This is a genomic window from Trinickia sp. (assembly GCF_051954495.1).
In the GTDB taxonomy this organism is placed as follows: domain Bacteria; phylum Pseudomonadota; class Gammaproteobacteria; order Burkholderiales; family Burkholderiaceae; genus Trinickia.
Map to the genome: position 1 here is coordinate 1 of NZ_JBQCHR010000095.1, position 6,062 is coordinate 6,062.

The following is a 6,062-nucleotide window of genomic DNA, read 5'->3' on the forward strand; positions in this document are numbered from 1 at the left end:
GGTCGCCCATCTGCGCCAGCGCGATCATGCCGCCCTTCAAGATCAGCGTGGGTTTGATCCCAAAAAACGCCGGCTCCCAAAACACGAGATCGGCCCACTTGCCCGCTTCGATCGAACCGACTTCATGCGCTATGCCATGCGTAATCGCCGGGTTGATCGTGTACTTCGCAACATAGCGCTTCGCTCGAAAATTGTCGTTGCGCGTGCTGTCCTCGCGCAGCGCGCCGCGTTGCACCTTCATTTTGTGCGCCGTTTGCCACGTGCGAATGATGACTTCGCCCACGCGGCCCATCGCTTGAGAATCGGAGGACAGCATCGACAGAGCGCCGAGATCGTGGAGGATGTCTTCGGCGGCGATCGTCTCGCGGCGAATGCGCGATTCGGCGAATGCGAGGTCCTCCGCAATCGACGGGTCCAAGTGATGGCACACCATCAGCATGTCGAGATGCTCGTCGAGCGTATTGATGGTGTAGGGCCGCGTCGGGTTCGTCGATGACGGCAGGACGTTCGCTTCGCCGCACACCTTGATGATGTCGGGCGCATGCCCGCCGCCGGCCCCTTCCGTGTGGTACGTGTGAATCGTGCGCCCTTTGAACGCCGCGACGGTCGCTTCGACGAAACCCGCTTCATTCAAGGTGTCGGTGTGGATCGCCACCTGCGTGTCGGTGTCGTCGGCCACGCTTAGGCAGTTGTCGATCGCCGCCGGCGTCGAGCCCCAGTCCTCGTGCAGCTTCAGGCCGATCGCGCCGGCCGCGATTTGCTCGACGAGCGGCTCGGGCAGGCTCGTGTTGCCCTTGCCGAGAAAGCCGAGGTTCATCGGCCAGCCGTCTGCGGCTTGCAGCATGCGTTCGAGATGCCACGGCCCAGGCGTGCAGGTGGTCGCATTCGTGCCGGTTGCGGGGCCGGTGCCGCCGCCGAGCATCGTCGTCACCCCAGAAGCAAGCGCTTCCTCGATCTGTTGCGGGCAGATGAAATGGATGTGCGTATCGACGCCGCCGGCCGTCACGATCAAACCTTCACCGGCGATGATTTCCGTCGCCGCGCCGATCGCAATCGTCACGCCCGGCTGGATGTCGGGATTGCCGGCCTTGCCGATGGCGGCGATGCGGCCGTTCTTGATCGCGATATCGGCTTTGACGATCCCCCAATGATCGAGAATCACGGCGTTCGTCACGACGGTGTCGGCCACTTCGCTCGCCACGCGTTGCGACTGACCCATGCCGTCGCGAATCACCTTGCCGCCGCCGAACTTCACTTCCTCGCCGTAGACGGTGAAGTCGCGCTCGATCTCGATCAATAGATCGGTGTCGGCAAGCCGAATGCGGTCGCCGGTCGTGGGCCCGAACATTTCCGCGTAAGCGCGGCGGCTGATCCTAAGTGTCATGACGATTCGTAGTCCGAAGAAATAGCGTCGGGCGAAAGGAAGTTATAACGGGCCCATCACGCGGCCGTTGAAACCGTAGACGGCGCGTGCGCCGGCGAGCGCGACGAGTTCGACCGTGCGCGACTGTCCCGGCTCGAAACGCACGGCGGTGCCCGCGGCGATATTGAGCCGAAAGCCGCGCGCTTGTTCTCGGTCGAACGCCAGCGCGGCGTTCGCTTCGTAAAAGTGATAGTGGGAACCGACTTGCACGGGACGGTCTCCCGTATTGGCGACGGTCAACGTGCGCGTTTCGCGGCCGGCGTTCAATTCGATCTCGCCGTCTTCAGTCAGGATTTCGCCCGGAATCATGGGTCGCACCTTGTGGTCAGGGAATCGGATGATGAACGGTGACGAGCTTCGTGCCGTCGGGGAACGTGGCTTCGATCTGGATGTCGGCGATCATGTCGGGCACGCCTTCCATGACGTCGTCGCGCGTCAAGAGGGTCGTGCCGTAATGCATGACTTCGGCAACGGTCTTGCCGTCGCGCGCCGCTTCCATCAGCGCCGCCGAGATGAACGCGACGGCTTCCGGGTAGTTCAGCTTCAGCCCGCGTGCGCGGCGCCGCTCGGCCAGCAGCGCGGCGGTGAAGATAAGCAGCTTGTCTTTTTCTCGTGGCGTCAGTTTCATGGCGCGCGGCTCAAACGTAATGTCGTTGAAAGATCGGGCGGATGCTCGCGCGGCAAAGCGCGCGGTTATCGTAGCACCGCACTGCGTTGGAAGGACACTCCTTCAGGTGCGCCAAAGCCGCAATGGCCGGCCATCGACGCCATGCACGAGCGGGCGCAGCGCGAGCCAGCATCGCATCAACGTGTTCTGCAGCGCTTCCATCGAATGCGCCAGCGCGCGTACGACGAGTACGCCTTCTGTGACGCACGACGCCCCCGCGCGCAGATCCTCGTCGAACGGCAGTTGCCGCGAGATCGTTTCGGCGAGTGCGTCGTCGCAGGCTTGGCCCACGGCCCACAACGTGCCGTAGGCGGGATACCCGGCAAGACCCTGCCGAGCAGCGCGAAGCGCATCGTCGGCCGTGAGTTCGACATGCTCGAACCACAGCAACTCGCCCGTTGGACCGACGATTCGCGCCGTGCTCGACAACGCGCCGGCCGACCAGCGCTCGCCGGCCGCGATCCGGCCGAGCTGCGTCGCGTCCCAGCCGATCGCGGTCGCGCCGGGCGCGAGCGTCAGCGCGAAATCGAGCGCGATATCCGCGCCGTCGAAGACGATGTTGTTCTGAGGCAGCCAATCGAGTTTGGCGTGCTCGGCCAAAGCGATGTCGATGCGCTGGCGCGCGAGGCGGCCGTTCGACTTGTACCACTTCGCGGCGCCCGGAGTCGTGAGCACGGCGTGCGTGTTTGCGCCCAGCGAAACGTCGAGCGTCAACGCATCGCCGCCCGCAATGCCGCCCGGCGGATGAACGATCACGGCGTGGCAGATCGCATCGCCCTCGGGGTAAAGCGGCTTTTGCACACGCAGCGGGCCCATATGCAAACGATGGGCGAGTGTCGATCGGGCGCCGCGTTGTTCGAAACCGAGGGCAAGGCTGGCTTCCCATCCGTCGCGGCGGGGTGCGGCGTGATGGCCGCCCGAGATCGGGGCCGTGGGCGTGGGAGATTCGATGAATAAAGCGGACATGAAAGGCGTCGAGCAACGGACACGGGCGCGGGTGAATGGAATCGAGCATAGCACCGCGCCTGTCAGACCGCGATCATCTCTCTGACGCCGGATGCATCCATCTGCGCGCCGTCGCCGCTTGCGACGATTTCGCCGCGGCGCATGACCCAATAGTGATCGGCGATCGCCTTGGCGAAGTCGTAATACTGCTCGACGAGCAGGACCGTCATGCCCGATTGATCGACGAGTTCGCGCAGCGTGCGTCCGATCTCCGAAATGATGGACGGCTGAATGCCTTCGGTCGGCTCATCGAGAATCAAAAGACTCGGCTCGCTCATCAGCGCGCGGCCGATCGCAAGCTGCTGTTGCTGCCCGCCCGACAAGTCCCCTCCGCGGCGTTTGCGCATGTCCTTGAGCACCGGGAACAGCGTATAGATGCGTTCCGGCACGCTCGATACGTGGCGCTTGGTGGCGGCGCCCACGAGCAAATTCTCCTCCACGGTCAAGCGCGCGAAGATGTCGCGCCCTTGCGGCACATAGGCGATGCCGCGCGCCACGCGGGCCGGCGGCGCGAGATGATCGAGCGCTTGCCCGCGCCAGGCGATCGTGCCGCTCTTGGATCGTACGACGCCCATCAGGCACCGCATGAGCGTGGTTTTGCCTACACCGTTGCGTCCGAGCAAGACGGTGAGCGAGCCTTGCGGCACTTGCAGGGTGACATCGCGCAGAATATGGCTGCCGCCGTAAAACTGATTGAGTCCGGTTACCTCGAGCATCGACGCTATCCTCGCTGGTTCGTTCGTTTTGCTAACTATTCGATCGCTCAACGGCCGAGATACGATTCGATGACGGTTTCGTCGCGCTTCACTTCGTCGAGCGTGCCGTGCGCGAGCACGCGTCCTTCGGCCATCACCGTCACGCGCGAATGCGCGCCCGAAAGCGCCGCGACGAATTCCATGTCATGCTCGACCACGATCATCGAGCATGTGCCGCGCAAGCGGTCGAGCAGGGCGGCGAGCGCCATCGTTTCGTCGTCGGTCATGCCGGCCGCCGGTTCGTCGAGCAACAGCAAGGCCGGTTGCTGCATGAGCAGCATGCCGATTTCGAGGCGCTGCTTCTGCCCGTGCGAGAGTTCGCCGGCCGGCCGCCGCGCCTCGTGTTCCAGGCCGATCGTCGCCAGTGTTTCCTCGATGCGCGCAAGCGCGCTCGCCGTGAGCCGCGCGCGCAACGACGCATGCCAGCGCTTGTCCGTCTTCATCGCGAGCTCGAGGTTTTCCCACACGGGATGCTGCTCGAACACGGTCGGCTTTTGAAACTTGCGGCCGATGCCCGCGCGCGCGATCGTCGGCTCGTCCATGCGCGTGAGATCGAGCGTTTGCCCGAGAAACGCCCGTCCGCTGTCGGGCCGCGTGCGTCCTGTGATCACGTCCATCATCGTCGTCTTGCCGGCGCCGTTGGGGCCGATCACGCAGCGCAGCTCGCCCGCGTCGAGCGTCAGCGACAAACCGTTCAGCGCGCGAAATCCGTCGAAGCTGACCGTGACGTCTTCTAGGTAGAGGATCGTGCCGTGCGTCACGTCGATGGCGCCCGGTTCGAGCACGTGAGCCATCGTGGCGTTGCCGGCCGGCGGCGCATCCGCTTCCGTCGGGATCTCCATCGCTTCGTTGGGCATACCGATCATTTGCGTCCGCTCCTTCCCATGAGCGCGGTCGCGAGCCCCGCCAAGCCGCGCGGCAGCAACAGCGGTACGACCACGAACAGCGCGCCGAGGAAGAACAGCCAGTACTCGGGCAGCCATGCGGTGAACACGCTGCGCGCGGCATTGACGACGAAGGCTCCGGCGATCGGCCCGACGAGCGTGCCGCGGCCGCCGACGGCCACCCATATCGCCATCTCGATCGAATTGGCCGGCGACATCTCGTTGGGATTGATGATGCCGACTTGCGGCACATATAGCGCCCCCGCGATTGCGCAGAGCATCGCGGACAAGGTCCAGACGAAGAGCTTGTAGGCAAGCGGGCTGTAGCCGAGAAACATCAAGCGCGTCTCGCTGTCGCGCATGGCCGTGACGATCCGCCCGAGCTTGGACGTGACGATGGCGCGCGCGCCGATGAACGTCAGGACGAGGGCGGCGAACGTCATCAAGAAGAGCGCCACGCGCGTATCGGGGTGCGTGATCGGAAATCCGGCGATGCGCTTGAAATCGGTGAAGCCGTTGTTGCCGCCGAAGCCCGTTTCGTTGCGGTAGAAAAGCAGCATGGCCGCGTAGGTCAGCGCTTGCGTGATGATCGAGAGGTAGACGCCTTGAACGCGCGAGCGGAAGGCGAAGAATCCGAAAACCCAAGCGAGCAGCGCCGGCACGACGATCACGAGCGCGATCGCATACCAAAGGTGTTCCGTGCCGCGCCAGAACCAGGGCAATGCATGCCAGTTCAGGAACACCATGAAATCCGGCAAGTCGCTGCCGTACACCCCGTCATGACCGATCGAGCGCATGAGATACATGCCGATCCCATACCCGCCGAGCGCGAAAAACAAACCGTGCCCCAGGCTCAGGATGCCGCAATAGCCCCAGACGAGATCGAGCGCGATCGCCGCGATGGCGTAGCACATGAATTTGCCGCCGATCGTCAGGGCGTAGGCGGATAGATGAAACGCGCTGGACTCGGGCAAGACGAGGGCTGCGATCGGCGCGCCGCAGCCCACGGCGATGACGAGCGCCACGAGGGCGAGCCATGCGCGGCGCGACAGTAGGGACGGCCGTTCGGGCAGGACCAGGCGCTGCGTGGCCGCTCGCCGTTCGGGTGCGGCCGGCGTCGCCTCTTGCGTCGCCGTAGGGGAGGGGGAGAGGATTTGCATCGCGGGCCTCATGCGCTGCGTCCTTTAAGGGCGAACAAACCCTGAGGACGCTTCTGAATGAACAACACGATCAGCACGAGCACCGCGATCTTCGCGAGCACCGCCCCGGAAAACGGCTCGATCGTCTTCATGAGCACACCGAGCCCGAAGCTGCCGAGCACCGTTCCC

Annotated in this window: 7 protein-coding genes; all 7 read right to left on the minus strand. The window is 64.4% G+C overall.

What is annotated here, in order from left to right; genetic code table 11:
* A partial coding sequence (gene ureC / locus ACTHNR_RS13510; protein ID WP_440548166.1) for an urease subunit alpha occupies window positions 1-1,384 on the minus strand: 1,384 nt, incomplete at its 3' end.
* Between the two features lie 42 nt (window positions 1,385-1,426).
* Window positions 1,427-1,732, minus strand: coding sequence for an urease subunit beta (locus ACTHNR_RS13515; protein WP_440548168.1), 306 nt, complete (start codon window positions 1,730-1,732; stop codon window positions 1,427-1,429).
* A gap of 16 nt (window positions 1,733-1,748) precedes the next feature.
* Window positions 1,749-2,051: an urease subunit gamma gene (gene ureA / locus ACTHNR_RS13520; RefSeq protein WP_440548169.1), complete on the minus strand. Its 303-nt coding sequence runs from the start codon at window positions 2,049-2,051 to the stop codon at window positions 1,749-1,751.
* 102 nt (window positions 2,052-2,153) lie between these two features.
* A complete protein-coding gene (locus ACTHNR_RS13525) occupies window positions 2,154-3,056 on the minus strand; it encodes an urease accessory protein UreD (RefSeq protein WP_440548170.1) in 903 nt (300 codons plus the stop codon).
* A gap of 62 nt (window positions 3,057-3,118) precedes the next feature.
* Window positions 3,119-3,811 carry an urea ABC transporter ATP-binding subunit UrtE gene (gene urtE, locus ACTHNR_RS13530; RefSeq protein ID WP_440548171.1) on the minus strand — a complete coding sequence of 231 codons (693 nt, stop codon included), beginning with the start codon at window positions 3,809-3,811 and terminating at the stop codon, window positions 3,119-3,121.
* A 47-nt stretch (window positions 3,812-3,858) separates the two neighbouring features.
* On the minus strand, window positions 3,859-4,644 hold the full coding sequence (urtD, locus tag ACTHNR_RS13535) for an urea ABC transporter ATP-binding protein UrtD (protein ID WP_440548173.1): 786 nt from the start codon (window positions 4,642-4,644) through the stop codon (window positions 3,859-3,861).
* Between the two features lie 68 nt (window positions 4,645-4,712).
* On the minus strand, window positions 4,713-5,894 hold the full coding sequence (gene urtC, locus ACTHNR_RS13540; RefSeq protein ID WP_440548172.1) for an urea ABC transporter permease subunit UrtC: 1,182 nt from the start codon (window positions 5,892-5,894) through the stop codon (window positions 4,713-4,715).
* Window positions 5,895-6,062 lie beyond the last annotated feature (168 nt).

Excerpts from the sequence above, each read along its gene's own strand:
- ACTHNR_RS13515 (WP_440548168.1), bottom strand. The coding sequence starts at position 1,732 with ATGATTCCGGGCGAAATCCTGACTGAAGACGGCGAGATCGAATTGAAC.
- ureA (WP_440548169.1), bottom strand. The coding sequence starts at position 2,051 with ATGAAACTGACGCCACGAGAAAAAGACAAGCTGCTTATCTTCACCGCC.
- ACTHNR_RS13525 (WP_440548170.1), bottom strand. The coding sequence starts at position 3,056 with ATGTCCGCTTTATTCATCGAATCTCCCACGCCCACGGCCCCGATCTCG.
- urtE (WP_440548171.1), bottom strand. The coding sequence starts at position 3,811 with ATGCTCGAGGTAACCGGACTCAATCAGTTTTACGGCGGCAGCCATATT.
- urtD (WP_440548173.1), bottom strand. The coding sequence starts at position 4,644 with ATGGCTCACGTGCTCGAACCGGGCGCCATCGACGTGACGCACGGCACG.
- urtC (WP_440548172.1), bottom strand. The coding sequence starts at position 5,894 with ATGCAAATCCTCTCCCCCTCCCCTACGGCGACGCAAGAGGCGACGCCG.